This is a genomic window from Erythrobacter sp. (assembly GCF_040217515.1).
Lineage (GTDB): Bacteria > Pseudomonadota > Alphaproteobacteria > Sphingomonadales > Sphingomonadaceae > Erythrobacter.
In genome coordinates this window covers 68,824-94,422 of sequence record NZ_JAVJPT010000005.1, presented here as the reverse complement: position 1 = coordinate 94,422, position 25,599 = coordinate 68,824, and the positions used below count along the sequence as shown (strand labels likewise).

The 25,599-nt window shown below is 65.4% G+C and carries 25 protein-coding genes; 16 read left to right on the top strand and 9 right to left on the bottom strand.

Annotated elements, in window-relative coordinates:
* Window positions 1-10 precede the first annotated feature (10 nt).
* From RIB52_RS06360 to RIB52_RS06345, 4 genes are read left to right on the top strand one after another with little or no spacing between them, the layout of a single operon-like run.
* Window positions 11-295 (top strand): type II toxin-antitoxin system RelE/ParE family toxin, encoded by a 285-nt coding sequence (locus RIB52_RS06360; RefSeq protein WP_350174087.1) that lies wholly within the window; start codon window positions 11-13, stop codon window positions 293-295.
* Entirely contained in the window at window positions 267-587 is a 321-nt protein-coding gene (locus RIB52_RS06355; RefSeq protein ID WP_350174085.1) for a HigA family addiction module antitoxin, read from the top strand. The genes RIB52_RS06360 and RIB52_RS06355 overlap by 29 nt, the downstream gene beginning before the upstream one ends.
* 33 nt (window positions 588-620) lie before the next feature.
* Window positions 621-2,135: a S10 family peptidase gene (locus RIB52_RS06350; protein ID WP_350174083.1), complete on the top strand. Its 1,515-nt coding sequence runs from the start codon at window positions 621-623 to the stop codon at window positions 2,133-2,135.
* Window positions 2,136-2,158: 23 nt separating this feature from the next.
* Complete coding sequence (locus RIB52_RS06345) at window positions 2,159-2,653, top strand: hypothetical protein (protein ID WP_350174081.1); 495 nt, start codon at window positions 2,159-2,161, stop codon at window positions 2,651-2,653.
* Here RIB52_RS06345 and RIB52_RS06340 read toward each other — a convergent pair.
* Window positions 2,595-4,715, bottom strand: coding sequence for a protein-disulfide reductase DsbD family protein (locus RIB52_RS06340; RefSeq protein WP_350174079.1), 2,121 nt, complete (start codon window positions 4,713-4,715; stop codon window positions 2,595-2,597). The two genes, RIB52_RS06345 and RIB52_RS06340, sit on opposite strands and share 59 nt — an antisense overlap.
* A 114-nt stretch (window positions 4,716-4,829) precedes the next feature.
* On the opposite strand from RIB52_RS06340, the gene RIB52_RS06335 reads away from it, so the two are divergent.
* On the top strand, window positions 4,830-6,053 hold the full coding sequence (locus tag RIB52_RS06335) for an FAD-dependent monooxygenase (RefSeq protein ID WP_350174077.1): 1,224 nt from the start codon (window positions 4,830-4,832) through the stop codon (window positions 6,051-6,053).
* A 12-nt stretch (window positions 6,054-6,065) separates the two neighbouring features.
* On the opposite strand, the gene RIB52_RS06330 is transcribed toward RIB52_RS06335, so the two are convergent.
* The 3 genes from RIB52_RS06330 to hemC all read right to left on the bottom strand — a co-directional run bounded on the left by RIB52_RS06330 (window position 6,066) and on the right by hemC (window position 8,752).
* A complete protein-coding gene (locus RIB52_RS06330) occupies window positions 6,066-7,016 on the bottom strand; it encodes a hypothetical protein (protein ID WP_350174075.1) in 951 nt (316 codons plus the stop codon).
* 96 nt (window positions 7,017-7,112) lie between these two features.
* The gene (locus RIB52_RS06325) at window positions 7,113-7,790 is read right to left on the bottom strand and encodes a uroporphyrinogen-III synthase (RefSeq protein ID WP_350174073.1); all 678 of its coding nucleotides are present in this window, start codon (window positions 7,788-7,790) and stop codon (window positions 7,113-7,115) included.
* Entirely contained in the window at window positions 7,787-8,752 is a 966-nt protein-coding gene (hemC, locus tag RIB52_RS06320) for a hydroxymethylbilane synthase (protein ID WP_350174071.1), read from the bottom strand. Before hemC ends, RIB52_RS06325 begins: the two co-directional genes overlap by 4 nt.
* 44 nt (window positions 8,753-8,796) lie before the next feature.
* On the opposite strand from hemC, the gene tsaD reads away from it, so the two are divergent.
* The 10 genes from tsaD (at window position 8,797) to RIB52_RS06270 (ending at window position 18,832) form a co-directional block, all read left to right on the top strand.
* Window positions 8,797-9,891, top strand: a complete 1,095-nt coding sequence (gene tsaD / locus RIB52_RS06315) for a tRNA (adenosine(37)-N6)-threonylcarbamoyltransferase complex transferase subunit TsaD (protein ID WP_350174069.1) — start codon at window positions 8,797-8,799, stop codon at window positions 9,889-9,891.
* Window positions 9,888-10,886: an NAD(P)H-dependent glycerol-3-phosphate dehydrogenase gene (locus tag RIB52_RS06310; RefSeq protein WP_350174067.1), complete on the top strand. Its 999-nt coding sequence runs from the start codon at window positions 9,888-9,890 to the stop codon at window positions 10,884-10,886. The genes tsaD and RIB52_RS06310 overlap by 4 nt, the downstream gene beginning before the upstream one ends.
* Entirely contained in the window at window positions 10,886-12,421 is a 1,536-nt protein-coding gene (locus RIB52_RS06305) for a lipopolysaccharide biosynthesis protein (RefSeq protein ID WP_350174065.1), read from the top strand. The genes RIB52_RS06310 and RIB52_RS06305 overlap by 1 nt, the downstream gene beginning before the upstream one ends.
* Window positions 12,422-12,562: 141 nt before the next feature.
* Entirely contained in the window at window positions 12,563-14,257 is a 1,695-nt protein-coding gene (locus RIB52_RS06300) for a vWA domain-containing protein (RefSeq protein WP_350174063.1), read from the top strand.
* A 128-nt stretch (window positions 14,258-14,385) separates the two neighbouring features.
* Window positions 14,386-15,000 carry a helix-hairpin-helix domain-containing protein gene (locus RIB52_RS06295; protein WP_350174061.1) on the top strand — a complete coding sequence of 205 codons (615 nt, stop codon included), beginning with the start codon at window positions 14,386-14,388 and terminating at the stop codon, window positions 14,998-15,000.
* 86 nt (window positions 15,001-15,086) lie between these two features.
* Window positions 15,087-15,446, top strand: a complete 360-nt coding sequence (locus RIB52_RS06290; protein ID WP_350174059.1) for a response regulator — start codon at window positions 15,087-15,089, stop codon at window positions 15,444-15,446.
* A gap of 74 nt (window positions 15,447-15,520) precedes the next feature.
* Entirely contained in the window at window positions 15,521-15,850 is a 330-nt protein-coding gene (locus RIB52_RS06285) for a phage tail protein (RefSeq protein ID WP_350174057.1), read from the top strand.
* 87 nt (window positions 15,851-15,937) lie between these two features.
* Window positions 15,938-17,167 carry an acyl-CoA dehydrogenase gene (locus RIB52_RS06280; protein ID WP_350174055.1) on the top strand — a complete coding sequence of 410 codons (1,230 nt, stop codon included), beginning with the start codon at window positions 15,938-15,940 and terminating at the stop codon, window positions 17,165-17,167.
* Between the two features lie 10 nt (window positions 17,168-17,177).
* Complete coding sequence (maiA, locus tag RIB52_RS06275) at window positions 17,178-17,825, top strand: maleylacetoacetate isomerase (RefSeq protein WP_350174053.1); 648 nt, start codon at window positions 17,178-17,180, stop codon at window positions 17,823-17,825.
* On the top strand, window positions 17,822-18,832 hold the full coding sequence (locus RIB52_RS06270; protein WP_350174051.1) for a fumarylacetoacetate hydrolase family protein: 1,011 nt from the start codon (window positions 17,822-17,824) through the stop codon (window positions 18,830-18,832). Before maiA ends, RIB52_RS06270 begins: the two co-directional genes overlap by 4 nt.
* 10 nt (window positions 18,833-18,842) lie before the next feature.
* On the opposite strand, the gene fghA is transcribed toward RIB52_RS06270, so the two are convergent.
* From fghA to ald, 3 genes are read right to left on the bottom strand one after another with little or no spacing between them, the layout of a single operon-like run.
* Window positions 18,843-19,679, bottom strand: coding sequence for an S-formylglutathione hydrolase (fghA, locus tag RIB52_RS06265; RefSeq protein ID WP_350174049.1), 837 nt, complete (start codon window positions 19,677-19,679; stop codon window positions 18,843-18,845).
* A complete protein-coding gene (locus RIB52_RS06260; RefSeq protein WP_350174047.1) occupies window positions 19,679-20,785 on the bottom strand; it encodes an S-(hydroxymethyl)glutathione dehydrogenase/class III alcohol dehydrogenase in 1,107 nt (368 codons plus the stop codon). Before RIB52_RS06260 ends, fghA begins: the two co-directional genes overlap by 1 nt.
* 22 nt (window positions 20,786-20,807) lie before the next feature.
* Complete coding sequence (gene ald, locus RIB52_RS06255) at window positions 20,808-21,890, bottom strand: alanine dehydrogenase (protein ID WP_350174045.1); 1,083 nt, start codon at window positions 21,888-21,890, stop codon at window positions 20,808-20,810.
* Between the two features lie 137 nt (window positions 21,891-22,027).
* Between ald and RIB52_RS06250 the strand changes: the two genes are divergently transcribed.
* Entirely contained in the window at window positions 22,028-23,479 is a 1,452-nt protein-coding gene (locus RIB52_RS06250; RefSeq protein WP_350174043.1) for an NAD-dependent succinate-semialdehyde dehydrogenase, read from the top strand.
* A 387-nt stretch (window positions 23,480-23,866) separates the two neighbouring features.
* Here the strand turns inward: RIB52_RS06250 and RIB52_RS06245 are convergent, their stop codons facing one another.
* Both RIB52_RS06245 and RIB52_RS06240 read right to left on the bottom strand, forming a co-directional pair.
* Complete coding sequence (locus tag RIB52_RS06245) at window positions 23,867-25,033, bottom strand: alpha-hydroxy-acid oxidizing protein (protein WP_350174041.1); 1,167 nt, start codon at window positions 25,031-25,033, stop codon at window positions 23,867-23,869.
* Between the two features lie 77 nt (window positions 25,034-25,110).
* Window positions 25,111-25,488, bottom strand: a complete 378-nt coding sequence (locus tag RIB52_RS06240; RefSeq protein ID WP_350174039.1) for a thiol-disulfide oxidoreductase DCC family protein — start codon at window positions 25,486-25,488, stop codon at window positions 25,111-25,113.
* Window positions 25,489-25,599: the final 111 nt, after the last annotated feature.

Here is a 25,599-nt window from a genome sequence, read left to right as displayed (position 1 = left end):
TGAGGCAGCCATGATCATTACCTTCGCCGACAAGGAAACCGAAAGCATCTGGTCCGGTCGGCGGAGCCGCAAGTTGCCTGCTGATATTCAGTCACGCGCAATCACAAAGCTTGCCATGATCGATGCCGCAGAGACACTCGACGACCTGAAACATCCTCCCAGCAATCGCCTGCATGACCTCAGGAACGACCGCGCGGGGCAGCATTCGGTTTCAATTAATATGAAATGGCGTATATGTTTCGTCTGGAGCGACGGAAACGCCTACGATGTCGAGATCACAAACCACTACGACTAGCCCGGACTGGCTGCCCATACCCGATGCGGGCGAAGTGCTGCTCTCAGAGTTCATGGAGCCACTGGAGCTCGATACCACCGCTTTGGCCGATGCCATCGCGGTCGAACCTGCGCGCCTGCAGGCCATGATCGACGGCGAGACGCGGATCGACGGCGAAATGGACCTGCGCCTCTCGCGCTATTTCCGCACGTCCGAAGGGTTTTTCCTGCGTCTTCAGACCAGCGCCGAACTGCGCACAGCCAAGCGCGCCCTCAATGGCGAACTCGACAGGATCACGCCTCGCGCGGCTTGACCCTGCATCAATTTTCCTGCCACTCCCCGCCCCATGACCACCAGACTGATCGGCGCGCTCGCCGCCGCCTCGCTTATCGCGCTTTCCGCTCCCATGGCCGCTCCCCTCGCCGCGCAGGACAAAGGCAGCGCCAAATCCGACCCCGTCCAGATCGACCCGCAGGTCAAGACGCGCAAGCTGTCGGGCACTTTCGGCGGGCAGCGGATCGACTACACCGCGACGATTCGAGAGACGGTCCTCAAATCGGACGAAGGCAAGCCCGAAGCGGTGATCGTCACCACCTCCTATGTGAAGGACCCGGCGGACCCCTCGCGCCCGGTGTTCTTCCTCTACAATGGCGGGCCGGGTTCGGGTTCGGTCTGGCTGCAGATGGGAGCGTTCGGGCCGAAGCGTGTCGCGATCCCTTCGGACGCGCGCGATGATGGCGCACCGCCCTATCCGATTGTCGACAACCCCGACAGCCTGCTCGACGTCGCCGACCTCGTCTTCATCGACCCGCCGGGCACCGGCTTTTCCTATCTCACCAAGGGCACGGACCCCGAAAAGTATTACGGTCTGAGGCAGGACGCGCGCGCCGTGGCCGAGGTGATCCGCCGCTGGATCAATGACAATGGCCGCTGGAACAGCCCCAAATATCTCGGCGGCGAAAGCTACGGCACGACCCGCACCGCCATGGTGGTCGATGAACTCGAAGGCGGGACCTACAACGATGTCGGTTTGAACGGCCTGATCCTGATTTCCACCATCCTCGATTTCGCCATGCGCGAGCCGACGCCGGGCAACGAGATGGCCTATCTCGTCACCCTGCCAAACATGGCGACGGCGGCCTATTACCACGGCAAGGCCGAGGCTGAATCGGTCGAGGCAATCGCCGAAGAAGCGAGGGCATTCGCCATCGGGCCCTACGCCACTGCCCTGCTCAAGGGGCAGGACCTGCCGCAGGCCGAGCGTGCCGCGGTCCGGGCCGAACTGTCGCGTCTGACAGGGCTTTCGGAAGAATATCTCGAACAGGCGAACCTGCGCGTGACAAGCCAGCGTTTTTACAAGGAGCTGCTGCGCGACCGCGGGCTCACCATAGGCCGGCTCGATGCGCGCTACACGGGCGAGGATTACGATAATGCCGGCGAATATCCCGATAACGACCCGAGCTTTTACGGGATCGATGGTGGGTACACCGCCGCGATCAATGCCTGGGCGCGCGAAACGCTCGGTTTCGAGACAGACCGGCAATACAATTCGATCGGCCGCGATCCGGGGCGTCAGTGGGACTGGAACCTCGCTGGCCAGGGCCGCAACGCCTATCTCAATGTCGCCCCCTTTATCGGCCGGGCGATGCGCCAGAACAGCGAATTGCGCCTGTTCAACGCACAAGGCTGGTACGATTTCGCAACGCCCTTCTTCGGTGCGGAATATTCGCTCGGACGCCCCGGTATCCCGCAGGATAGGCTGACCTTTCGATATTACGATGCTGGCCACATGATGTATGTGCGCAACGAAGATCGCGGCAAGCTGTCGCAGGACCTGCGCGCCTTCATCCGTGCACGATGAAGGTCGCTTTTGCTCTCTGCCTGGTGGCGGCACTTGTCGCCTGCAAACCGCCGCCGACCGACGAGACGCTGACGCGGGCGGTGCCAGAGGTGGAGCCCGCCTTTGCCTCCAGGCCGCTGCCTTCTCCCGGAACCGAGGGGGCGCTTTGGGCGAACAGTGCGAGGGCACAGAAGCGGATTGTCTACGGCGTTCCGGGCGAAGCTGCGCTGATCTCCCTCGCCTGCGATACGGAGCGGGGCACGCTCTCTGTCAGCCGTTTCAGCCTGGCCGACGAAGGGGCCCAGGCAATGCTGGCGCTGGTCGGTAACGGCCATGCCGGACGGCTTCCGGTCGATGCGGTCGAGGTCGGAAAGCGCCACATCTGGCAGGGCACGCATGACGCGAAAAGCGAGGAATGGGAACCGCTTGCCGGCCCGCGGCGCCTGATCGCGACATTGCCCGGCGCTGGCACGGTTGAAATCAATCCGAGCCCACTGCCAATGGAACTGATCGAGCGATGTCGCTCGATTGTCGGCTAATCGCCGCGCGCTCGACGAGGCTGTCGGGACCGAGAACCTGTGGCAATTTTTCCGGCTCGGAAGAACCCGGCTCGTACCACAGGTAGAGCGGCACGCCCGCTGCGCCGCGCTCGGATAGGAACCGCGTGATCGCCTCATCGCGCACGGTCCAGTCGCCGACAATGGGCACCACTCCCGCTGTCTCGAAAGCCTCCTTCGTCGCCTCGCGCTCGATCGCCACGCTTTCGTTGACCTTGCAGGTGACGCACCAGTCGGCGGTGAACCAAACGAAGACCGGCCTGTCCGTGGCGCGCGCCTCGGCCAGGGCAGCGCGCGAGAAGGGTACAGGGTCGAGCAGGCTTTCGGCCATGCGATCACCGCGCGGCTCGTAGCCCGCCGGAAGCGCGAAGGCACCGAAGACGAGGAAGGGCGAAGCGACTAGTCCGAAAGCGGGCCAGGCCATCTTGCCCGCCTGCTGCAAGCGGCCCACGATCCACAAGGCAAGCACGACACCGAAAACGGTCACGAGCGCGAACAGGCCGAACCCGCGCCCGCCCAGTTGCACCGTCAGCCACACCAGCGCGAGCGCAGTCAGGCCCATCGGGATTGCCATGATCCGGCGAAAGCGCTCCATCCATGCACCCGGCTTTGGCAGGCGGCGGCGCAAAGCGGGGATGAAGCCGAGCAGGAGGAAAGGGAGCGCCAGGCCGAGCCCCAGCATGGCGAAGAGCAGCAGTGCGAGCGGTGCGGGCAGCAGCAGCGCAGCGCCCAATGCCGCCGCCATGAACGGCCCGGTGCAGGGTGTCGCGGCGAAGGCGGCGAGGAGACCGGTCGCGAAAGCCCCGCCCGCGCCACGCCGCGCGCCGTGCCCTGTGGAAATGCTCGGCAGTTCGAAGACGCCGGCGAAATTGGCCGTGATGATGCTCGCGAGGAGCAGCAGCGCGACGACCACGCCCGGCTCCTGCAACTGAAAGGCCCAGCCGACCTGCTCCCCCGCCGCGCGCAGGGCGAGCATGATCGCCCCCAGACCGACGCAGGCGAGCACGACTCCCGCTGTATAGGCCACTCCCTCGATCCGAGCCGCCGTTTCGCTCTCGCCCGCACGGGCTAGGTTCAGCGCCTTGAGACTGAGGATCGGAAAGACACAGGGCATGATGTTGAGGATGAGCCCGCCGACCAGCGCGCCGAGCGCGAGCGTCCAGAGGGGCGGGGTCGCGGCTGCGGCAGGTCCGGCAATCACTTCGCCGCCCACCGGGACCGCGCCCGGATCGGCCTCGAAACGGACACCCGCACCGCCGCCGAATGCGATTATGCCGGAGACGCTTCGGGGATCGCCGTCGCGGTATTGGTCAAGCGGGATTTCGGCGGTCAGCAGGTCGCCCTTGCGGCGGAAGACCTGCGGCGCGGCGTAGTCGACGAGGCGTTCATTGTCGATGAAGACGTGCGGCCCGGGCAGGTCGACCGAGGCGGGCAGTGGAATCGCGAGGCGCAGCGTCTCGCCCGCGACCTCGAAGCGCGCCCGCGCGTCGAGCAACGGCGCGACCTCAGCCCGCCAGCGCGCGAAATCGCCGCCGGGGCGCGCCGTGACACCCGCGTCCTGAGGCACGCAGACCCGGTCGGTGCAGGCAAGGTATTCGACCCGCACCCGGACCTCGGGCAGTCGGGGGGCCGCGGCATCCTCGGGCACGCGCACCGGGACGAGCACGGCATAGCGCCCTTCGTAGATGTGGTTCATCAGCCCGCCGACCACCAGCGTCTCGGGCACGGGATAGAGCGGCTCGCTAGCTTCCCAGCCCTGGGGCAGGTCGAACTCCAGCGTCATCCCCTGCCCCGCATCGCCCGGATTGCGCCAGTAGCCGTGCCACTCGGGCGCGCTGGGGGTGAAGCGCAGCGCCAGCATCCATTCCTCGCCCGGCTCGGGCGCGCCCTCGGCGAAGAGGTCGACCGCGATGTTCTCATCGCCAAAGCGCGGCTCGGCCAGAGGCTCCTCCTGCGCCGCCGCCACCACCGCGCACAGGGCGAGCGACAGCGCGGCGAGCGCCTTCAGCCATGCAGCAGCGGCAATACGGGGTGCAGCGAACAATCTTGCCTCAATGCGCCTGAAACCCCTAAACGAGGGGCGTGTGCGGGCCAGATAGGATGCCTGCGTCGCAAAGACAAATGGCCGAACCCGAACCGGATTGCAGGTGAGCAAGAGATGAGCGCAGACGACGAAACCCGCGACCTTCTGATCCTCGGCGGGGGCCTTGTCGGGATGACGCTGGCGCTCGCCGCAGCAAAGAAAGGCATGTCAAGCCATGTCGTCGACCGCGCCGATCCGGCTGAACTCACCGCCGAGGGCTTCGACGACCGGGCGACCGCAATCTCGACCGCGAGCTGGCATCTGTTCGAGAATATCGGCATTGCCGAAGGCTTGGAGCAATTCGCCTGCGACATCTCCTCGATAGCGGTGACCGACCAGAATCGGCCGGGACGGCTCGATTTCCAGCCCGAGCCCCATGAAGGCACTCTGGGCCGTATGTTCCCCAATCGCCGCCTGCGTCTCGCCCTGTTCGAAGCGGCAGCCGCCGAACCGCTGATCAACTGGGTCGCCAAGGCCGAAGTGACGGATCGGCAGCGCGACGCATTCGGTGTCGCCGCCGTCCTGACCGACGGTCGCATCATGAAGGGTCGCTTGCTGGTGGCCGCCGAAGGCCGCGGTTCACCGACCCGCGAACAGGCGGGCATCACGATCGCCAAGTGGGACTATCATCACCGCGCGATCATCGCCGGGCTCACCCACGAAAGGCCGCATGACAATGTGGCCTGGGAGATCTTCTACCCCGCCGGTCCCTTTGCGCTTCTGCCGATGCAGGACGATGCCGACGGCACGCATCGCTCATCGCTGGTGTGGACCGTATCGGAGGAGGACGGCCGGGGCGTGATGAAGCTCGGCGACCGCGCCTTCCTTGCCGAGGTGGAGAAGCGCATGGGCGGTGTGCTCGGCAAGGTTCTTTCGGTGGGCGCACGGTCGAGCTGGCCGCTGGGCTTCCACCATACGGCCAAGATCACGGACGAGCGGCTCGCGCTGGTCGGGGATGCGGCGCACGGGATTCACCCGATCGCGGGCCAGGGTCTGAATCTCGGCCTGCGCGATGTCGGCGCGCTGGTCGAAGTGCTCGCGGACGGCGCGGCGATCGGGCTCGATCCGGGCGATGCGCAATTGCTCAAGCGCTATGAGAATTGGCGCGGGCTCGACAGTTTCATGGTCGCTCTCGCCACCGATGGGCTCACCAGGCTATTCGGAGTGCCGGGTGCTGCCGCCTCGGCTGTGCGTCGGCTCGGCATGTCGGCCGTCCAGCGCACACCGGCGCTGAAGACCTTTTTCATGGACGAAGCGCGCGGCGTTTCGGGGGATCTTCCCCAACTCTTGCGCGCCTAGCGGGAAGCGAGCCTATTCGCTTCCACCAATCGGACCCGGCTCGTTGACCCCATTGCCTTCGCGGTCGCGAAGGCCACGCTGGTCCAGCACCGCCGCGCTTTCGATGTTTTCCAAGGCGATCATGACGTCACGATAACGCCCTGCATCCTGGATCCACGCCTCGGCGCCGGCTGCCCCGGGCATGCCCCGCACTTCCTCGATCGCGCTGTCGATGCGCCCCTGTTCGAGCGCCCAGCGCGCCCGTTCGAGCCGCCGCAAGGGCTGGGGCGAAGGCGTGCTTTCGCGGCGGATCACGAAAAGCTGGGCCAATTCGCGCCGGAACCGCTCCCAAGACGGACCCTCGGCGCTGTTGCGCAATTGCGGTCCCAGCCCGTCGAGCCGGGCGATCAGCGTGTCAAGGCGGATCGGCTGCTCGCGGCGCGAGAAGGTGATGATCGTGTTGACGGCATTGGGACGATCGTCGCCGAAACGCAGCCGCAGCTGGTCGGCAAGATAGCCAAGTTCATCGCCGCGCTCGACCAGGCGTCGAGTCGCGAAGGCGATCAGCAGCGCCTCGGCCCGGGCAGCGTTGCCGGCCGCCGCCTGCGCCTGAAGGTCGAGCCGGGTGAGGCGTTGCTCGGCGGCAGCGAGGCGCTGTTCGATCCCGCCCTGCTGCTCGGCGACGCGGGTTACCGCCTCGACCGCGCGCTCGGCATCCTCGCTCTCTATCGCCTCGGCAAGCGGGCTCGGACTGGGTGAGAGCGAGACGGCTGGCAACGGACTCGAGGAAACTTCGCCGCCACCTTGTTCGACCGGTTCGGGCGGGACGCTGGTCGCACGCTCGATCCGTTCCCGCGCGGTTTCAACATTGTACCAAACGACATAACCCGACAGCAGCGCGCCAAGAATGAAGGCCGCTAGCGCGCCCAGCAGGATGCTCCTGGTGGGCGAGGACTTGCGGCGGCTCCCGTATTTCGTTTCCATTCTACCCGATCCCTCGCGCCCGGTGCGCTGCGCCGGCCCGACGCTTACACATCCGCGCAGGTTTGATGCATCCTATGCACCCGTGATCCGCATATGTCATCTCACCAACGAGCGCACCAGATCGAGGAGCGCAGCATCGGAAGGTTCGCTCGCGACATGGACCGCACGCCAATCCTCGCCTGCCGCCTCGGCAATGCGAGGGGCCAGCGCGGCGAGTGCGATGCGATTGCGCAAAAGCTCCAGCCGGTCGCATTCGGCGGCGAAATGCCGCGCCGCCTCGCCCGAATGGAGGAGAACAAGCCCTCCTTGCGCGAGCGACGCCGCCAGATGCGCAGCGAGCGGCTGGGCGACGCTTTCATAGGCGATGACGGTGCGGATCGAAACACCTTCGGGCGGTTCCAGCGGGACATGCGTCGCTCCTGCGACCCTCAGAAGCTTAGCTGGGGGTGCGATCGCCCCGAGCACGGATTGCAACCCACCCGTGCCCGTGGTCGCCACGGCAAAACCGGCGGCGCGCGCGGCCTCGGCGGTCTTACCGCCTACGACATGCACGGGCTTGTCGGCGAAGAGGGAAAGCTGTCCGCCGCCATGGACGAAGGCATTGGCGCTACCGACCAGCAGGGCATCGAAATCGCGGGGATCGGGCGCGGCCCAGTCGCGCGGCCGCACTTCGAACAGGGGCGCGCCCGCCGCCTCGATTCCCATCTCCCTCGCCCGGGTCAGCGTGGCGGCCAGCCCCGGTTCGGGCCGCACGGCGATCACCTGCCGGATCATTCGCCCGGGCGGAAATGCTCGGTGATAGCGCCGCTTGCCCTGGCGAGCAGGTCATCGGCGAGCGCGGCAACGACACCATGATCACCCGCTGCGAAGCGAGCCGTCCCCTCCACCCGTTCGCCTCCGTCAGGACTGAAGAGAACGGCGCGCATGGCCAGCATATTGTCATCGCTGCCCTTCTGCGCAACGCACAAAACCGCGACCGGCGAATGGCAGGTGCCGCCCAGCGCTGCGAGCAGCGCACGCTCGGCCTCGAGTTCCGCGCGTGTCGAAGCGTGGTCGATTGCGGCCAGCATGGCCGTCACCTTGGGCGCATCGGCGCGGCATTCGATCGCGATCACGCCCTGTGCGGCGGCCGGGACCCACTCATCGATCTCGAGTGCGTGGCCGACCGCGCTTTGCCCGAGCCGCTCTAGCCCGGCGGCAGCAAGGAAGGTCACGTCGGCTTCGCCCGCCTCGAGTTTGCCAAGCCGCGTCGCGACATTGCCGCGAAAAGTCACGACCCGGCAATCGGGGCGCAGGTTGAGAAGCTGCGAGGCGCGGCGCGGCGCGCTCGTGCCGACGATCGCGCCATTCGGGATCGCAGCAATGCTCTTCGCACCGACGATGCAATCGCGCCGGTCCGCGCGCGGAAGGAAGGCGGCGAAATGAAACGCGTCTGGCCGGATCGTCTCGACATCCTTGGCCGAATGGACCGCCGCGTCGATCCGCCCCTCGCCGAGCCAGGCATCGAGCTCCTTTGTCCAGAGGGCCTTGCCGCCGATCTCGGCGAGCGGACGGTCGAGAACCTTGTCGCCGCTGGCGACGACGGGGACGATCTCGACCTCGCTTTCGTCCCAGCCATGCGCAGCGCACAGCCGCGCACGGGTTTCGTGGGCCTGGGCCATGGCGAGGGGGGATTCGCGCGTGCCGAGGCGGATACGATAAGGGCTGGAAGCGCTGTCTTGCGGTGAATGGCTCATGGCTGCGCTTGCTCTAGCCCCGACAAGGCTTAAGTGAAAGTGCCATGAGCAATGCCTCCACCACGGCGAAACGCCCACCCGCGCGCCCGGTAGTGCGCCCTGTCGTGCTGGGCATCGAATCGAGCTGCGACGAGACGGCGGTCGCGCTGGTCACGGCGGACCGAACGATACTTTCCGAGCGCATTGCAAGCCAGCAGGCCGAGCACGCGCCCTATGGCGGTGTCGTGCCCGAAATAGCCGCGCGCGCCCACGCCGACCGGATCGCGCCCATGACCGAGGCGGTGCTGGCCGATGCGGGCCTCGACCTCGCCGAGGTGGACGCGATCGCCGCGACCGCCGGACCGGGACTGATCGGCGGGGTGATGGTGGGCCTCGTCAGTGGCAAGGCGCTCGCAATGGCCTCGGGCAAGCCGCTGCTGGCGGTCAACCATTTAGAAGGCCACGCGCTCTCGCCGCGTCTTGCCGATCCGGGGCTCGATTTTCCCTATCTCCTGCTGCTCGTCTCGGGCGGGCATTGCCAGATTCTCGCGGTCGAGGGGGTCGGGCGCTACCGCCGCCTTGCGACGACGATCGACGATGCGCTGGGCGAAGCCTTCGACAAGACCGCGAAAATCCTCGGGTTAGGCTATCCCGGCGGGCCTGCGGTCGAGCGCCTCGCGCGTGAGGGCGATCCACAGGCCTTGCGCCTGCCGCGACCGCTTGCGGGCTCGAAAGAACCGCATTTCTCCTTTGCCGGCCTCAAGAGCGCGGTCCTGCGCGCCCATGAAAGCGGCGAGCATGCGCCCGAGGACATTGCCGCCGCGTTTCAGCAAGCCGCTGTCGAGTGCCTTGTCGACCGGCTTGAACACGCATTGGGTCGGATAGATGCGATACCATCGCTCGTCGTAGCGGGCGGGGTCGCAGCCAACGAGGCGGTGCGCGGTGCGCTCGAGGCGCTGTCCGCGCGCCATTCGATGCGCTTTGTCGCCCCGCCGCTGGCGCTCTGCACGGACAATGCCGCGATGATCGCCTGGGCCGGTTGTGAGCGGCTTTCTAGGGATGGCAAGGACGCAGGCGATCCGCTCGACATCAAGGCGCGCCCGCGCTGGCCACTCGATCCGCAGGCCGAAGCAGTGCGCGGAGCGGGAGTGAAAGCGTGAGCGCCAAACCCGATATCGCGGTGATCGGTGCGGGCGCATGGGGCACCGCGCTCGCCCAGCTGGTCGCAAGCGACGGACGCGACGTCCTGATCTGGGCCTACGAGAGCGAAGTGGTCGCGGCGATCAACGAAAGCCGCGCCAATCCCATGTTCCTGAAGGGCGTCGAGCTCTCTCCCGGCATCCGCGCGACCGGCAATCTCGCGGACCTTTCGGGGGTCGGGATCGTCCTTGCCGTGACGCCGGCACAGGTCCTCGGCACAGTGCTCGGCTCTCTGTCCGAGGACCCGCGCGATCTCGTCCTGTGTTCGAAGGGGATCGAGGCGGGCAGCGGCCGGCTGATGAACGACGTCGCCCGCGAAGCCTGCCCCCAGAGCCGGATCGCCGTCCTTTCCGGCCCGACCTTCGCGAACGAGGTCGCCGCCGGGCTGCCGACCGCCGTGACGCTCGCCTGTTCGGCGGGCGAGAAGCAATGGAAACGGCTTATGCCCGCCATCGCCAGGCCGACCTTCCGACCCTATTACTCCGATGACGTGACTGGCGCGGAAATCGGCGGGGCGATCAAGAACGTGCTCGCCATCGCCTGCGGCCTCGTCGACGGGCTGGGCCTCGGTCAGAATGCGCGCGCGGCGCTGATCGCGCGGGGCTATGCCGAGATGCTGCGCTTCGGCGAGGCGCTTGGCGCGCGGCCCGAAACGCTTGCGGGCCTGTGCGGCCTCGGCGACCTCGTGCTTACCTGTTCCTCGACCTCAAGCCGCAATTTCTCGCTCGGCATGGCGCTTGGCGAAGGGCAGAGTGCCGCAGATCTGATGTCCGACCGCACCACGGTGGCGGAAGGGGCCTTCACCGCCCCGGTGCTAGCGGGCCTGGCCGAAGTTCAAGGCATCGCCATGCCGATCGTCGCCGCAGTCAACGCTATACTCGATGGCGAACCGCCGCGCGATATCGTGGCGCAGCTGCTCGCCCGCCCGCTCAAGTCCGAACGGGAACACGGGTAGTGAGCGACACGCCCCCCGTTCGACGCGCATCCTCGGCGACTCCCGACGTAACGGGAACCGACGATCTTGCCACGCTCGCCAAGGGCGGCCGGACCAACACGCTGGGCTTCGTGATCCGCGCGCTTGGCGGCATCCCGTTCCTGTTCTTGGGATACCGCCTTTACGGGGTCGAAGACATGGGGCGCTTCGCCTCGGCCTTCGTCATTGTCGAGATCGTCGCGCTGGTCTGCGCATTGGGCGAAAAGCGCGGCCTCGCCCAGCGGCTGAGCGAGGGTGCGGACGAGGAAGGGGTGAGCGCGGTCAATCTGGTGTTCGACGGGATGTTCGCCTCGCTGCTGGTCTCGGCAGTGATCTGCGGCGTGCTGTTGCTGTTCCCGGAGGTGATGTTTCCCAACGGCACGAACAGCGCGCTCGATATCTGGATGATCGCCGCAATTCCCGCTTTCGCGCTGACCGAGATCCTGCTCGCGGCACAGGCATACAAATACGACATCGCGACCACGGTGCGCGCCCGGGCGATCGTCGAGCCTTGGACCCGATCACTCGCGGCGGTCGGTTTCTTCTATGTCGCCGCGATCAGCGAGGCGGGACTGGCTATGGCCTTCCTTGCCTCGATCTATGCCGCGCTCGCCACGGCGCTATGGTCGTTCCTGCGCACCTATGGTTTGCCGAATGGCTGGCGGCCGCGGCCGCGCTATCTCGCCAAGATGACGAGCCGCGCCTTGCCGCTGGTAGGCGCGGATGTGATCGAGCGCGGCACGCGGCTGCTCGATGTCTTCCTGCTTGGCCTGTTCACATCCTCGGCCGCCGTCGGCATCTACTTCTTCGCCCAACAGATCGCGAGCCTGCCGCAAAAGCTGAAAACGAGTTTCGAGCCGATCCTCTCACCCGTCATCACCAAGAACCTGAAGACCGGAAATTACGTCGCCATCGCGGCCCAGGTGCGGCAGGTGGGGTTCTGGATCATCGCGCTACAGGTGGGAATCGCGCTGGCGCTCGGTATTCCGGGCGAAGCGGTGATGGGGCTTGGCGGGCCAGCCATCGTCGGGGGTACGGGCGCGCTGGCGCTGCTCCTCGCCGCAGAGGTGGCCGCCTCTATGGCGGTCGTCTCCGAAAGCGTGCTGGTCTATATCGCAAAGAAGCGCAATCTCGCCATATCGATCGCTGTGATCGGCCTGCAGGCCGCGCTGACGATCGGTTTCATTCTCGCGGCAAATGCACTCGGACTCGACGAAGGCTTCAAGGCGGCAGGCGCGGCGCTGGCTCTTGTGCTGGCGCTCGCCACGTCCAGCCTCGTGAAAGCGATAGTGCTCAAAAGGCTTCTCAAGGCGCCCGTAACGAACTGGCGTTGGGCACTCGTTCATGCCGCAGCGCCTGCGGTAGTGGTAGGGTTCGCCTTCACCCTGCTGCCTGAATGGACCGAGCTCGTCTTCGGCATCCCGGCGATTCTCGCCGTCTACGGTTTCGTGGTCTGGAAGCGCGGTTTCGACGAAGAAGACAAGGTGATCTTTCGCCGTAACGCGACCCCTGCGTGAGAAGGCGAAGCGGCCTGACGGCGCGCCGCGATATCCCCGCTACGCCGTGCGAGACGAGCCTCGCTGACGACGCGTTCAGTCACTATTCACGGCCCTGGCGGCCTCATGTGGGCCGGAATTGGAGACGGGGAGATTTTCTCGATGAAATACGCGAAGCTGACGGGCGCGTTTGTTCTGGCGACTGCACTCGCGGGCTGTGCCGCAAATCAGGGTGGCGAGATCGCGAGCACCGGTGACAGCGCTGCCGACCGGACGGCCGAAGGCGCTCCGCCACCGCCTCCTCCTCCCCCTCCTCCCCCTCCTCCTCCGCCGCCGCCGTCCCCGCCCATCGCGGCACAGGAATTGGTCACGGTCACCGGCTCGCGAAACCGGACCGGAGCGCTCAGGTCCAATCCGGATGCGACCTATGTGCCGCCGGTGCGAGTCGCGACCGATCCGGGGCGCGAGCAGTACGAAGGCGAGGAAGTCTCTCCAGTCAGGCTGGTGGGCACAGAGCCGGTCTCTACCTTCTCTGTCGATGTCGATACTGGCGCCTATGCCAATGCGCGGCGCTTCCTCACCACCGGCATGATGCCGCCCAAGGCGGCGGTGCGGACCGAGGAGATGATCAATTATTTCCGTTACGACTATCCGCGTCCCGAAAGCCGCGAGGTGCCTTTCAGCGTCACTACCGATGTCGCGCGCACGCCATGGAATGAGGACACCTACCTCATGCGGATCGGCCTTCGCGGCTACGATATCGCCCGCGACGAACGCCCGGCCGCCAATCTCGTCTTCCTGATGGATGTCTCGGGCTCGATGAACCGGCCCGACAAGCTACCCTTGGTGAAAACGGCATTGTCGGGGCTAGCTGGAGAGCTCGGCGAGGACGACCGCGTCTCTATCGTCGTCTATGCGGGCGCGGCAGGGCTAGTGCTCGAGCCGACCAATGACACGGCGAAGATCCGGCGCGCGCTGGACAGCCTCTCGGCAGGCGGCTCGACCGCGGGCGGTGCAGGTCTGCAACTCGCCTACAACCTGGCCGAAGACAATTTCATCGAAGGGGGCGTCAATCGCGTGATCCTCGCCACTGACGGCGATTTCAATGTCGGTATCTCGAACCGCGAGGCGCTTGTCGAGATGATCGAGGCGAAGCGCGATTCCGGGATCACGCTGACGACGCTCGGCTTCGGCACAGGCAATTACAACGAGGCGTTGATGGAGCAGATCGCCAATCACGGGAACGGCAACTACGCCTATATCGACAACGCGCTGGAGGCGAGGAAGGTGCTCGGCGACGAGATGACCTCGACGCTTTTCACCATCGCCAAGGACGTCAAGATCCAGGTCGAATTCAATCCCGCCGTGATCAGCCAGTATCGCCTCGTGGGCTACGAAAACCGTATCCTGCGCGAAGAGGACTTCGACAATGATCGCGTGGATGCGGGCGATATCGGCGCGGGGCACCAGGTTACCGCAATCTACGAAGTCGTGCCGACGGGCGCGAAAGGGTGGATCGCACCCCGACGCTATGAAGACCGCCCGGCGAGCGAGGCGAAGCTGCGCATGGCCGAGGCCGCGCACGTCAAGCTGCGCTACAAGCTGCCGGATGGCGACACCTCCAGGCTCATCGACGCTGTGGTGATGAGCGACGCCTTCCGCTCGGCCCGCGCGCCGTCGGGCGATTTCGCCTTCGCTTCCTCGGTCGCGGCGTTCGGCCAGTTGCTGCGGGGCGACACGCTGATGAACGGCTTTTCTTTCGCCGATACGCGCGCGCTGGCCGGTGAACAGGACGATTACTGGCGGCAGGAATTCCTCAAGCTGACCGAGCTCGCCGATGCTATGAAGGGCGGCTGAGGGCGCTAGCTGCGCTTGACTGCGGCGCAAGCGGGCTTGCACCGCCCCCCTTGGGCAGGAGAGGCAAGCGCTGCTAAGGGCTTCCGTGAAAGGCGATTCCGCCGCGCGAGAAGGAAAGAACACCCCCCATGTCCGATAGCTTTGCCTCCGCCCTGCCGCTGATCCTGATCGGCCTCGTTTTCCTTGTCATCGCGATCATGCTGTTCATGCGCGCCAACAAGAAAACCAGGGTGGTCGGCTCCGATGACCGCGGACAGGGCGAAGTGCCCGGCGAGGATACAGGCAAGCCCCGCCGCAACGAGGCCCTGATCAGTTCCCCGCGCGCCGTCGAGAAAACGCTCGGCGAAACGTCGGCGAGCGCCAATGCCCACGCGATCGCGACCGCCGGCGAAAGCGCCGATGCCGAAGCCGGAGTGAGCGTCGCGCCGACCGTCGGCGAACCGGTACCCGAGGCCCGACCGCAGGACGTCTCGTCCCCCGCCCCTACCCCCCAAGGCGTCGAAGTCGACGACCTCTCGCGGATCAAGGGCGTCGGTCCAAAGCTCGTGGGCTTGCTCAATGAGCTTGGAATCACGCGATTCGACCAGATCGCCGCCTGGGACGAGGCCGAGATCGACCGGATCGATTCGCAGCTCGGCCGGTTCAAGGGCCGCATTCGCCGCGACCAATGGGTCGAACAGGCCAAGCTGCTGGTTTCAGGGGACAAGGACGCCTTCGAAGCCAAATTCGGACGCGGTGCCTGACCGGCGCGAAAGCCTCCGTATTGCCTCCCTCCTGCATCGCGGAGCGATCCGTGTTACACTCGCACGCGATAATAGGAGGATAACCCATGACGCAGAGCATTCTCGTCGCCGAAGACGAGATGATCGTCGCCTTCGACCTGCGCGACACGGTCGAGGAAGCGGGCTACCGCGTGGAAGGTCCCCATGCCGGGATCTCTACGGCAATGTTCGCTTTCCAGAAGGAACGACCCGACCTTGCCATTCTCGACGTCCAGCTGAACGACGGTATGGTTTTCGAATTCGCCGACAAGCTCGCCGAACAGGGCGTGCCGATCATCTTCCATTCCGGGCTGCACACGCGCGAGGAAATCGCCAACCGCTTCCCAGGTGCGCGCACTCTCGAAAAACCCTGCCCGCCCGCAGACGTGATCGAGGCCGTAAACGACGCGCTCGGCGCCGCCGCCTGAGGAAAGGCGCATCGAGCGATTGATCTTTCCTCTCGATCGCGCCAGTGATCCGGTCCGATCATGAGGAAAATGACATGAACAAGGCACTCACCGCTTTCACCGGCGCGATCGCTTTTGCAGCATCCACCCTGCCCGCGGTGCCCGCCAGCGCGCAGGAATACTATATCGGCCAGGTCATCACGGTCGCGGGCAATTTTTGCCCAAGCGGCACACTGCCCGCCGACGGACGGCTGCTTGCGATCTCGCAAAACACCGCGCTTTTTTCGCTGCTCGGCACGAAGTATGGCGGCGATGGGCGGAAAACCTTTGCACTGCCTGACCTGACAGAGCGCCTCAAGCCGGCCCAGGGCGAGGCGATCCGGTACTGCGTAGTGGTCGCGGGAATCTATCCCTCACGGCGTTGAGCGGTGCGCACGGGCGCGTCGAGAGCGCGCACTTGCGACGGGCCGCGACACCTGCAAGAGAAGCGAAAAAGTTTCAGGAGCAACCAGATGCACGGCCCCGCCCCCGATAAACAGGCACCTGCGAAACCCGCAAGCGGCATCGTCCCCTTCAACTGGGAGGACCCGTTCGACCTCGAAAGCCAGTTGACCGAGGAAGAGCGGATGATCCGCGATGCGGCAGAGGGCTTTGCGCAGGGGCAATTGCAGCCGCGCGTGATCGAGGCGTTCCGCAATGAAGTGGATGCACCCGAACTCTTTCCGATGATGGGCGAAGCGGGGCTCCTCGGAGCAACCATCCCTCAGGAATATGGCGGCGCGGGCGCCTCCTATGTCGCCTATGGCCTGATCGCGCGCGAAACCGAGCGCGTGGACAGCGGTTATCGCTCGATGGCGAGCGTGCAGTCGAGCCTCGTGATGCACCCGATCTATGCCTACGGCTCGGAAGAGCAGCGCCGCAAGTACCTCCCCGGCCTTGCCAGCGGCGAGCTGATCGGCTGTTTCGGCCTGACCGAACCCGATGCGGGCTCGGACCCGGCGGGCATGAAGACACTCGCCAGGAAAAACGGCGATGGCTACGTGATCTCCGGCTCGAAGACCTGGATTTCGAACTCGCCGTTTGCCGATGTCTTCGTCGTCTGGGCCAAATCAGAAGAGCATGGCGGTGCGATCCGCGGCTTCGTCCTCGAGAAAGGCATGGAGGGCCTCTCTGCGCCCAAGATCGAAGGCAAGATTTCCCTGCGCGCCTCGACCACCGGCATGATCGTGATGGACGAAGTGAAGCTGCCCGCCGATGGACTTCTTCCCAATGTCGAAGGGCTCAAGGGCCCGTTCGGCTGCCTCAACCGCGCGCGCTACGGCATTTCGTGGGGCGCGCTTGGAGCGGCAGAATTCTGCCTCCACGCCGCCCGTCAGTATGGCCTCGACCGGCACCAGTTCGGCCGACCGCTGGCCGCGACGCAGCTGTTCCAGAAGAAGCTCGCCGACATGATGAGCGATATCGCGCTGGGCCTTCAGGCGTCCTTGCGCGTCGGGCGACTGATGGACGAGCACCGCTTCAGCCCGGACATGATATCGATCGTCAAGCGCAACAATGTCGGCAAGGCGCTCGACATCGCGCGGATGGCGCGCGACATGCATGGCGGCAACGGCATTTCGGAAGAATATCAGGTGATCCGCCACGCGGTGAATCTCGAGACGGTCAATACCTATGAGGGCACGCATGATGTCCACGCGCTGATCCTCGGCCGGGCGATCACGGGCATCCCGGCCTTTGCCTGATCCGGGCGGCATGAAGCTCCACGGTTACTACCGCAGCTCGACCAGCTATCGCCTGCGCATCGCGCTCGAACTGAAAGCGCTCGCTTATGAGAACGTGCCGGTAAACCTTCTCGAAAGCGCGCAGAAGGGCGCGGCTTTTACCAGCCGCAACCCTTTCGGTTCGGTTCCGATGCTGGAGGCGGACGGGCGTGACCGCGCGCAGTCGATGGCGCTGATCGAATGGCTCGACGAAGCCTATCCCGAAAAGCCGCTGCTGCCCGCTGATATCGAGGAGCGTTACACCGCGCGCGAACTGGCCTATGCGATCGCGACCGAACTGCACGCGCCGCTGAACCTGCCGGTGCTCAAATACCTCAAGGAGGAATTCGGCAAGTCGCAAGGCGAGATCGGGGAGTGGTATCGCCACTGGCTCGCGCGCACTCTGCTCCCGCTCGAGCGACGGCTCGAACAGCTTGCCACCGGCGATTTCCTGTTCGATGCGCCCGGCCTTTTCGAGACCGTGCTTGTCCCGCAGCTCTACAACGCGCGCCGGTTCGACTACGACCTGTCCGCCAGCCCCCGCATGACCCGGATCGAGGCGGCCTGTCTCGCGCTCGAACCGTTCCGACGCGCGCACCCCGACAACCAGAGCGACAACCCGCAAAGGGAGACACCATGAAAGTCGCAACCCTCAAGGACGGCACACGCGACGGCAGGCTGGTCGTGGTCTCGAAGGACCTCACCCGCTGCTGCGCCGCCGACAACATCGCCCCCACGCTGCAATATGCGCTCGACAACTGGCCCGAGATCGCGCCGAAACTGGAAGTGCTCGCCCGCGATGTCGAGCACGAGGCGGTGCCGTGCGAACGCTTCCACGAACGCGACGCCCATTCGCCCCTGCCGCGCGCCTATCAATGGGCCGATGGCAGCGCCTATATCAACCATGTCGAACTGGTGCGCAAAGCGCGCGGGGCGGAAGTGCCGGAAAGCTTCTATCACGACCCGCTGATGTACCAAGGTGGTTCGGACGGTTTCCTTCCCCCGCGCGGCGACATTCCCTTGGGCGATGTGGCCTGGGGCTGCGACATGGAAGGCGAGGTCGCCGTGATCGTAGACGATGTGCCTATGGGCGTTTCCCACGAGGAAGCGGCGGGCCACATCAAGCTGGTCATGCTGGTCAACGACGTGTCCCTGCGAGGCCTCATCCCCGGCGAACTCGCCAAGGGGTTCGGTTTCTTCCAGTCCAAGCCGGCGAGCGCCTTCTCTCCCGTTGCGGTCACGCCCGACGAGCTGGGCGAAGCCTGGAAGGACAGCCTCGTCCACCTGCCGCTGATGGTCGATTACAACGGCGAGCCTTTCGGCCGGGCCGAGGTCGGGGTCGATGCGACTTTCAACATGGCGCAGCTGGTAGCGCACGCGGCGAAGACGCGCTCGCTGTGCGCGGGCTCGATCATCGGGTCTGGCACGATCTCGAACCGCGATCCCGACGGCGGCCCCGGAAAGCCGGTCGCCGACGGCGGCCTAGGCTATTCGTGCATCGCGGAAATCCGCATGATCGAGACGATCCGCGACGGCGAGCCGTCGACCCGCTTCATGGCGCCGGGCGACACGGTGCGGGTGGAGATGCGCGATGCGGACAATCACTCGATCTTCGGCGCGATCGAGCAGGAAGTCGTGCAGGCCTGAGCGGGCAGGCCTAGGCCTTGAGCCGCTCGGCGTGGAAGGCGACGTGCTCGGCCATGAAGGTCGAGACAAAAAAGTAGGAGTGGTCGTAACCCTCCTGCATCCGGATCGTCGCGCGCATCCCGGCGGCTTCGCAGGCCTCGGAAAGGCGGTGCGTCTGGAGTTGCTCCTCGAGGAAATTGTCGGCGGTTCCCTGATCGACGAGGAGGTGGTCATGGCGCGCACCGTCCTCGATCAGCGCGACCGCATCGTATTCGCGCCACGCCGCCCGGTCCTCGCCGAGATAGCGCGAGAACGCCTTCTCGCCCCACGGCACAAGTGACGGCGCGACGATCGGGCTGAAGGCGCTGACCGAACGGAACCGTGCGGGATCGCGCAGCGCCATGGTGAGCGCGCCATGGCCGCCCATCGAATGGCCGGTGATGGACTGCCGCTCCATATCGGCAGGGAAATTCGCGGCGATGAGTTCCGGCAGTTCGCGCTCGAGATAGGAGCGCATCCGGTAATGCTTCGCCCACGGCTCGCGCGTCGCATCGAGATAGAATCCTGCGCCCTTGCCGAAGTCGTATTCGTCCGCCGCATCGGGCACGTGCTCGCCGCGCGGGGAGGTGTCGGGCGCGACGAGGATCACGCCGTGCTCGGCGCAAGCGGCGCGGTATTCACCCTTTTCCATGACATTCGCATGGGTGCAGGTAAGACCCGAGAGATACCATAGCACCGGCAGTGTCTCGCCCGGCGCATGGGGCGGGACGAACACGGCGAAGGTCATCTCGCAGCCCGTCTCGCGCGAGGCGTGGGTGTAGACACCCTGCGTGCCGCCATGGCTGCGGCTTTCGGAAACCGTCTCCATCAATAGACCACCACGCTGCGGATGCTCTCGCCCGAATGCATCAGGTCGAAGCCCTTGTTGATCTCATCGAGGCTCAAGGTGTGGGTGATCATCGGGTCGATGGCGATCTTCCCGTTCATGTACCAGTCGACGATCTTGGGCACGTCGGTGCGGCCCTTCGCCCCGCCGAAAGCCGTGCCGCGCCAGTTGCGCCCGGTGACGAGCTGGAAGGGCCGGGTCGCGATTTCCTTGCCCGCTTCGGCGACGCCTATGATGATCGAGGTGCCCCAGCCCTTATGGCAGCATTCCAAGGCCTGCCGCATCACCTCGACATTGCCGGTGCAGTCGAAGGAGTAGTCCGCGCCCCCGTCGAGCATTTCGACGATATGGGTGACCACGTCCTTCGTCTCGCGTGCATCGACGAAGTCCGTCATGCCGAACTTCTCGCCCCATTCGCGCTTGGCCGGGTTTATGTCGACGCCGACGATCCGGTCCGCGCCCGCCATCTTCGCCCCCTGCATGACGTTGAGGCCGATCCCGCCGAGCCCGAAGACGACGACATTGTCACCCGGCTCGACCTTGGCCGTGTTGACCACCGCGCCCACGCCCGTCGTGACCCCGCAGCCGACATAGCAGCTGGTTTCGAAAGGCGCGTCCTCGCGGATCTTCGCGACCGCGATATCGGGCAGGACGGTGAAGTTCGAGAAGGTCGAACAGCCCATGTAGTGGTAGATCGTCTCGCCCCGGTAGCTGAAGCGCGATGTTCCGTCCGGCATCAACCCCTTGCCCTGCGTCGTGCGGATCGCGCTGCACAGGTTGGTCTTGCCCGACAGGCACATTTTGCACTGGCGGCATTCGGGCGTGTAGAGCGGGATCACGTGATCGCCCGGGACGACGCTGGTCACCCCCGCGCCGACTTCGCGCACGATGCCTGCGCCCTCATGACCGAGAATGCTGGGGAAGATGCCCTCGCTGTCGAGCCCGTCGAGCGTGTAGGCATCGGTGTGGCAGATGCCGGTCGCCATGATCTCGACCAGCACCTCGCCCGCTTTCGGCCCCTCTAGGTCGAGCTCGACGATCTCGAGCGGCTTTTTCGGTTCGAAGGCGACGGCGGCTCTGGTCTTCATGGGGCGTGTCTCCGTTCTGAGTTCAGAAGCCGAGGCTCTCCGCCACGGCCCGGTTCACGATCCGGCCCTGATGCACATTGAGGCCGGGCGCAAGGTGCGGGTCCTCCTCGCACGCCGCAATGCCCTTGCCTGCAAGGGCAAGCCCGAAAGGCAGCGTCGCGTTACCAAGCGCATAGCTCGAGGTGAGCGGCACAGCGCCCGGCATGTTGGCGACACAGTAATGGATGATCCCGTCGACCTCGTAAGTCGGGTTCTCGTGCGTGGTAGCGTGGCTGGTTTCGAAACAGCCGCCCTGGTCGATCGCCACATCGACAAGAACCGAGCGGTTCTTCATCAGGCCGAGCATGTCGCGGGTGACGAGATGCGGCGCGCTTGCACCTGGGATGAGAACGGCACCCACGACCATGTCGGCATCGCATATGGCCTGCTCGATTGTGCCGGTGGTCGAAAAACGAGTAGAGACACGGCCCTGAAACATCTCGTCGAGCTGGCGCAGGCGCGGGATCGATCGATCGAATATCTCGACATTCGCGCCGAGACCCACCGCCATACGCGCCGCCTGCGTACCGACGACGCCGCCGCCGAGCACGACGACCTTGGCCGGAAGCACGCCGGGAACACCGCCCAACAGCGTGCCGCGCCCGCCATTGTTCGCCCGCAGCGCATGGGCCCCTGCCTCAATCGAGAGACGGCCTGCGACCTCGCTCATCGGGGCGAGCAGCGGCAGGCCGCCGCCCGGCCCGGTGACGGTCTCATAGGCGATGGCCGACACGCCCGCTTCCATCAGCCCCTTCGCCTGCTCGGGATCGGGGGCGAGGTGGAGGTAGGTGTAGAGGATCTGCCCTTCGCGCAGCTGCACCCATTCGTTCGGCTGCGGTTCCTTGACCTTCACGATCATGTCGGCGCGGGCAAAGACCTCCTCCGCCGTTTCGACGATTTCGGCGCCCGCGGCACGGTAGGCCTCGTCGTCCTGGCTGATGCCCGTTCCCGCGCCCGCTTCGACCACAACCGAATGGCCTGCGGCCATGTATTCGCGCGCCGCCTCCGGGGTCAGCCCAACACGGTATTCGTGATTCTTGATTTCCTTTGGCACGCCGACAAGCATGATTCGCTCCTGGGGATGAGTTGTCCGCTCCCGCTAGAAGAGGCGCAACAAAGTTACAATCGTAACGAGTTTGGTTGCAAAGCGCCGCCGGGTTTGAAAGGGGCCGGGATGAGACGAAACGCGCGAAGGAGACCCGCATGACCACCTATCCCCAAGTCCGCATGCTGATCGGCGGCGAGTGGATCGCCGACGGCGGCGAAGGCGCAATACCTGTGGTCAATCCCGCCACCGAAAAGGCGATCGGCCATGCGCCCAAAGCCTCGACAGAGCAGCTCGACGCCGCTCTCGAGGCCTCCGAGAATGGTTTTCCAGTGTGGCGCCGGACCCCCGCGATCGAGCGCTTCCGTGTCATTCGCCGCGCCGCCGACCTGCTGCGCGAACGGGCCGAAAGCATCGCGCGCGTAGTGACACTCGAAATGGGCAAGCCGCACGGGCAGGCGATGGCCGAAACCACCGGGGCAGCGGACCTTATCGACTTTCTCGCCGAGGAAGCCAAGCGGCAGGGCGGGCGGATCGTGCCGGCGCGCAGCCATGCCATTCTCGAACAACGCGTAACGCAAGAGCCGGTGGGCCCAGCCGTGCTGCTCACCCCGTGGAATTTTCCGATCAACCTGCCGGCCAAGAAGATCGGCGGGGCGCTGGCGGCCGGATGCAGCGCGATCCTCAAGCCCGCCGAGACCACGCCCGCAAGCGCGCAGATGCTGGTCGAATGCTTTGTCGATGCAGGCCTGCCCGAAGGCGTGCTGAACCTCGTCTATGGCGACCCTGCGATGATTTCCGAGCATCTCATAGCATCGCCGGTCACCCGCAAGGTGAGCTTCACCGGTTCCACTGCGGTGGGCAAGCGGCTCGGCGCGCTCGCGGCGCAGGGGATGAAACGCTTCACCCCCGAACTGGGCGGCCACGCGCCGGTCGTGATCGGCGAAAGCGCCGATTTCGAGCGCACTGTCGCGGTTTGCGCGGCAACCAAGTTCCGCAATGCCGGGCAGGTCTGCGTCTCGCCCACGCGCTTCCTCGTCGCACGCGGGGTCTACGATAGGTTCGTCGCCGAATTCGCCGAGCGCTCGAGCAAGCTCAAGGTCGGCGATGCCAGCAACGACGACACTATTGATATGGGCCCCCTCGCCCATGGCGGTCGGGTCGCGGCGATGCAGGAATTGATGGCTTCGCTCGGCGGAAAGAAGGGCGAAATCGTCACCGGGGGCAAGCCGATCGAGGGGCCGGGGCATTTTTTCGAGCCGACCGTGATCGCTGCGCCATCATTGGACAGCCGCTTGATGGTGGAAGAGCCCTTCGGCCCCGTCGCAGGGATCATGCCCTATCACGACATCGAGGATGCGGTGCGCATCGCCAACTCGCTGCGCTACGGTCTGGCAGCCTATGCCTTCACCGCCTCGCTCGATGAGAGCCATTACCTGGGGCGAGAACTGCGGGCCGGAATGGTCGCGATCAATCATTTCGCTGTAGGGTCGCCCGAAACCCCGTTCGGAGGGACGGGCGACAGCGGGTTCGGCTCGGAAAGCGGCGTTGAAGGCTATCTCGGTTATACCGAAACCAAGCTGGTCACCGTCGCGAAATCAGGCGAGTAAGATGTCGCAGCCTTACATCCCAGTCGACCAGATCAGGAAAGGGAAATGAACCGCGACAGGATTGAGCGCAGCGGACCCGAATCTTCCATCGGCTGAATTCGGCCATAATGGGCCCGGCGGCCCAGTTCGTCATGCGTGCAGACAGTGCGGCCCATGGCATCCGGACCGCTGGACCAGATCGTCGGTCTTTCCATCTTTGCGTCCCCGATTCGCAAATTGTTAGCAAATGCACACTAACACCGAATCTGTGGAAATTTGAGTCGGAATTGACCCGCTGGCGAAACTTTTTCGCCTTGCGTCAAGCCCGCAGTTCCCCTTAGTTTCGTAATTTCTGGGCCGTGCGATATTTTTGCCCTGCCACCCCTATGAGCAGGTGCAGCAAAAAACTCAGCGATCGGTCCGTATCGCGCCCGCGTCGCGCACGTCGGCAAGCGTGGGATAGCCGTTGACCGCCATCAGCAGGTCCGCCTCTGCCAGGATCGTGCGCAGCACCCAGGCCGCGCCGTCCGCCCCGCCGAGCGCAAGGCCATAGGTGTAGGGACGCCCGACCCCGACCGCCTTCGCCCCCAGCGCCAGCGCCTTGACCGCGTCGGTTCCGGATCGCACGCCCGAATCGAACAGGACCGGGATATCGCCCGCCGCCTCCACCACGTCGGCGAGCAGGTCGATCGTCGCGATCCCGCCATTGGCCTGCCGCCCGCCATGGTTGGAGCAATAGACTGCATCCGCTCCGGTATCGACCGCACGCCGTGCATCTTCGGGATGGTTGATGCCCTTGAGGATGATAGGCAGGTCCGTGACCGACTTGAACCATTCCATGTCGTCCCAGGTCAGCACCTGACCGAAAGTCGCAGCCCAGGTGAAGATCGCTGCTGCCGGATCCTCCTCGGGCGGCTTGGCCAAAAGCGAACGGAAAACCGGATCGGTAAAGTAGTTCTGCAGCACCTTGCCGCGCAGCTGGGGAAAATTCGACGCATTGAGATCGCGCGGTCGCCAGCCTGTCACCCAGGTATCGAGAGTGACGACGAGCGCGCAATAGCCCGCCTCCTCGGCCCGGTGGATAAGGCTTTCGGCGAGCTCGCGGTTGCGCGGCGTATAAAGCTGGAACCATGCGGGCGTTTCGCCACAGGCCTGCTTCACGTCCTCGAGCGGGTCGTTGGCCAGCGTCGAGGCGCAAAAGGGCACGCCCGTCATGGCAGAGGCGCGCGCGGCGGCCATGTCGCCGTGGCGATCTTGCGAGGCTTCGCCGTTGAGGCCGATCGGGGCCATGAAAAGCGGCGTGTCGTAAGTCTGCCCGAACAGCTCGACAGAAAGGTCGCGGGTCGAACAATCGACCATCATGCGCGGAACCATGCCCCAATGATGAAAGGCCGCCGCATTCTGGTCCTGCGTGTGTTCGTCGCCGCAACCGCCCGCTACGTAATTGGTCAGGCTTGACCCCATCGCCTCGTGCGCGCGTTTTTCCAGCGTGGCGAAATCGACCGGGTAATCGGGCAGGATGCCTTTCAACCCGGCATTGTAGATCTCGTTCTGCATCGCGCCGAAATAGCTCATCGCGGCTCCTCTCCTCCTATCTCTCTCGCGCACGCTTCAGAGCAAGGCAAGGCGCGGGGCAAGAGCCAATTCGCGCTTCACGCAAAGAAGCGCTGGAGCCGCGGGCGGATCTTGAGAAACCGGCGATAGCCGACCTCGAGAATGCGCAGGACCGGCGACCAGCGCGCTGCGAGGCCGAGCGGGCGAAGCAGCGGAATAGCGCGCCACATCGCGGCAAAGGCGGCCGCACCTTCGAGGAGCCTGCCGTCCTCAGAGGCGTGGAAGCGTTCGAGCAACGTTGCCCGGTCGATCGGGCACGAGTCCGGCTCGCCATGTTCGGACACGTCGACGAAGCGGATCGCACGGCGCCTGTCGAGCCGCCGCATCAGCGCGATCTCGCGCAGACAGAGCGGGCATGCGCCGTCATACCAGACGGTGACTTTCGCTATTGTCGAGGAACCCTTGAGCTTGTTCATGGCTAACAAATGCTAGTTCGCGCCTCGCGTTCCGACGCGGCCCCGAGGGGAACCGATCGCAAGACCAAGCCGTGCTGCGCTGCAACAATTCGCTTGGCAGGGCGGGGATAC

Excerpts from the sequence above, each read along its gene's own strand:
- RIB52_RS06270 (WP_350174051.1), top strand. The coding sequence starts at position 17,822 with ATGAAAGTCGCAACCCTCAAGGACGGCACACGCGACGGCAGGCTGGTC.
- maiA (WP_350174053.1), top strand. The coding sequence starts at position 17,178 with ATGAAGCTCCACGGTTACTACCGCAGCTCGACCAGCTATCGCCTGCGC.
- RIB52_RS06355 (WP_350174085.1), top strand. The coding sequence starts at position 267 with ATGTCGAGATCACAAACCACTACGACTAGCCCGGACTGGCTGCCCATA.
- RIB52_RS06285 (WP_350174057.1), top strand. The coding sequence starts at position 15,521 with ATGAACAAGGCACTCACCGCTTTCACCGGCGCGATCGCTTTTGCAGCA.
- tsaD (WP_350174069.1), top strand. The coding sequence starts at position 8,797 with ATGAGCAATGCCTCCACCACGGCGAAACGCCCACCCGCGCGCCCGGTA.
- RIB52_RS06290 (WP_350174059.1), top strand. The coding sequence starts at position 15,087 with ATGACGCAGAGCATTCTCGTCGCCGAAGACGAGATGATCGTCGCCTTC.
- RIB52_RS06260 (WP_350174047.1), bottom strand. The coding sequence starts at position 20,785 with ATGAAGACCAGAGCCGCCGTCGCCTTCGAACCGAAAAAGCCGCTCGAG.
- RIB52_RS06325 (WP_350174073.1), bottom strand. The coding sequence starts at position 7,790 with ATGATCCGGCAGGTGATCGCCGTGCGGCCCGAACCGGGGCTGGCCGCC.
- RIB52_RS06245 (WP_350174041.1), bottom strand. The coding sequence starts at position 25,033 with ATGAGCTATTTCGGCGCGATGCAGAACGAGATCTACAATGCCGGGTTG.
- hemC (WP_350174071.1), bottom strand. The coding sequence starts at position 8,752 with ATGAGCCATTCACCGCAAGACAGCGCTTCCAGCCCTTATCGTATCCGC.
- RIB52_RS06280 (WP_350174055.1), top strand. The coding sequence starts at position 15,938 with ATGCACGGCCCCGCCCCCGATAAACAGGCACCTGCGAAACCCGCAAGC.
- RIB52_RS06330 (WP_350174075.1), bottom strand. The coding sequence starts at position 7,016 with ATGGAAACGAAATACGGGAGCCGCCGCAAGTCCTCGCCCACCAGGAGC.
- RIB52_RS06250 (WP_350174043.1), top strand. The coding sequence starts at position 22,028 with ATGACCACCTATCCCCAAGTCCGCATGCTGATCGGCGGCGAGTGGATC.
- RIB52_RS06240 (WP_350174039.1), bottom strand. The coding sequence starts at position 25,488 with ATGAACAAGCTCAAGGGTTCCTCGACAATAGCGAAAGTCACCGTCTGG.
- fghA (WP_350174049.1), bottom strand. The coding sequence starts at position 19,679 with ATGGAGACGGTTTCCGAAAGCCGCAGCCATGGCGGCACGCAGGGTGTC.
- RIB52_RS06295 (WP_350174061.1), top strand. The coding sequence starts at position 14,386 with ATGTCCGATAGCTTTGCCTCCGCCCTGCCGCTGATCCTGATCGGCCTC.
- RIB52_RS06350 (WP_350174083.1), top strand. The coding sequence starts at position 621 with ATGACCACCAGACTGATCGGCGCGCTCGCCGCCGCCTCGCTTATCGCG.
- ald (WP_350174045.1), bottom strand. The coding sequence starts at position 21,890 with ATGCTTGTCGGCGTGCCAAAGGAAATCAAGAATCACGAATACCGTGTT.
- RIB52_RS06360 (WP_350174087.1), top strand. The coding sequence starts at position 11 with ATGATCATTACCTTCGCCGACAAGGAAACCGAAAGCATCTGGTCCGGT.
- RIB52_RS06335 (WP_350174077.1), top strand. The coding sequence starts at position 4,830 with ATGAGCGCAGACGACGAAACCCGCGACCTTCTGATCCTCGGCGGGGGC.
- RIB52_RS06300 (WP_350174063.1), top strand. The coding sequence starts at position 12,563 with ATGAAATACGCGAAGCTGACGGGCGCGTTTGTTCTGGCGACTGCACTC.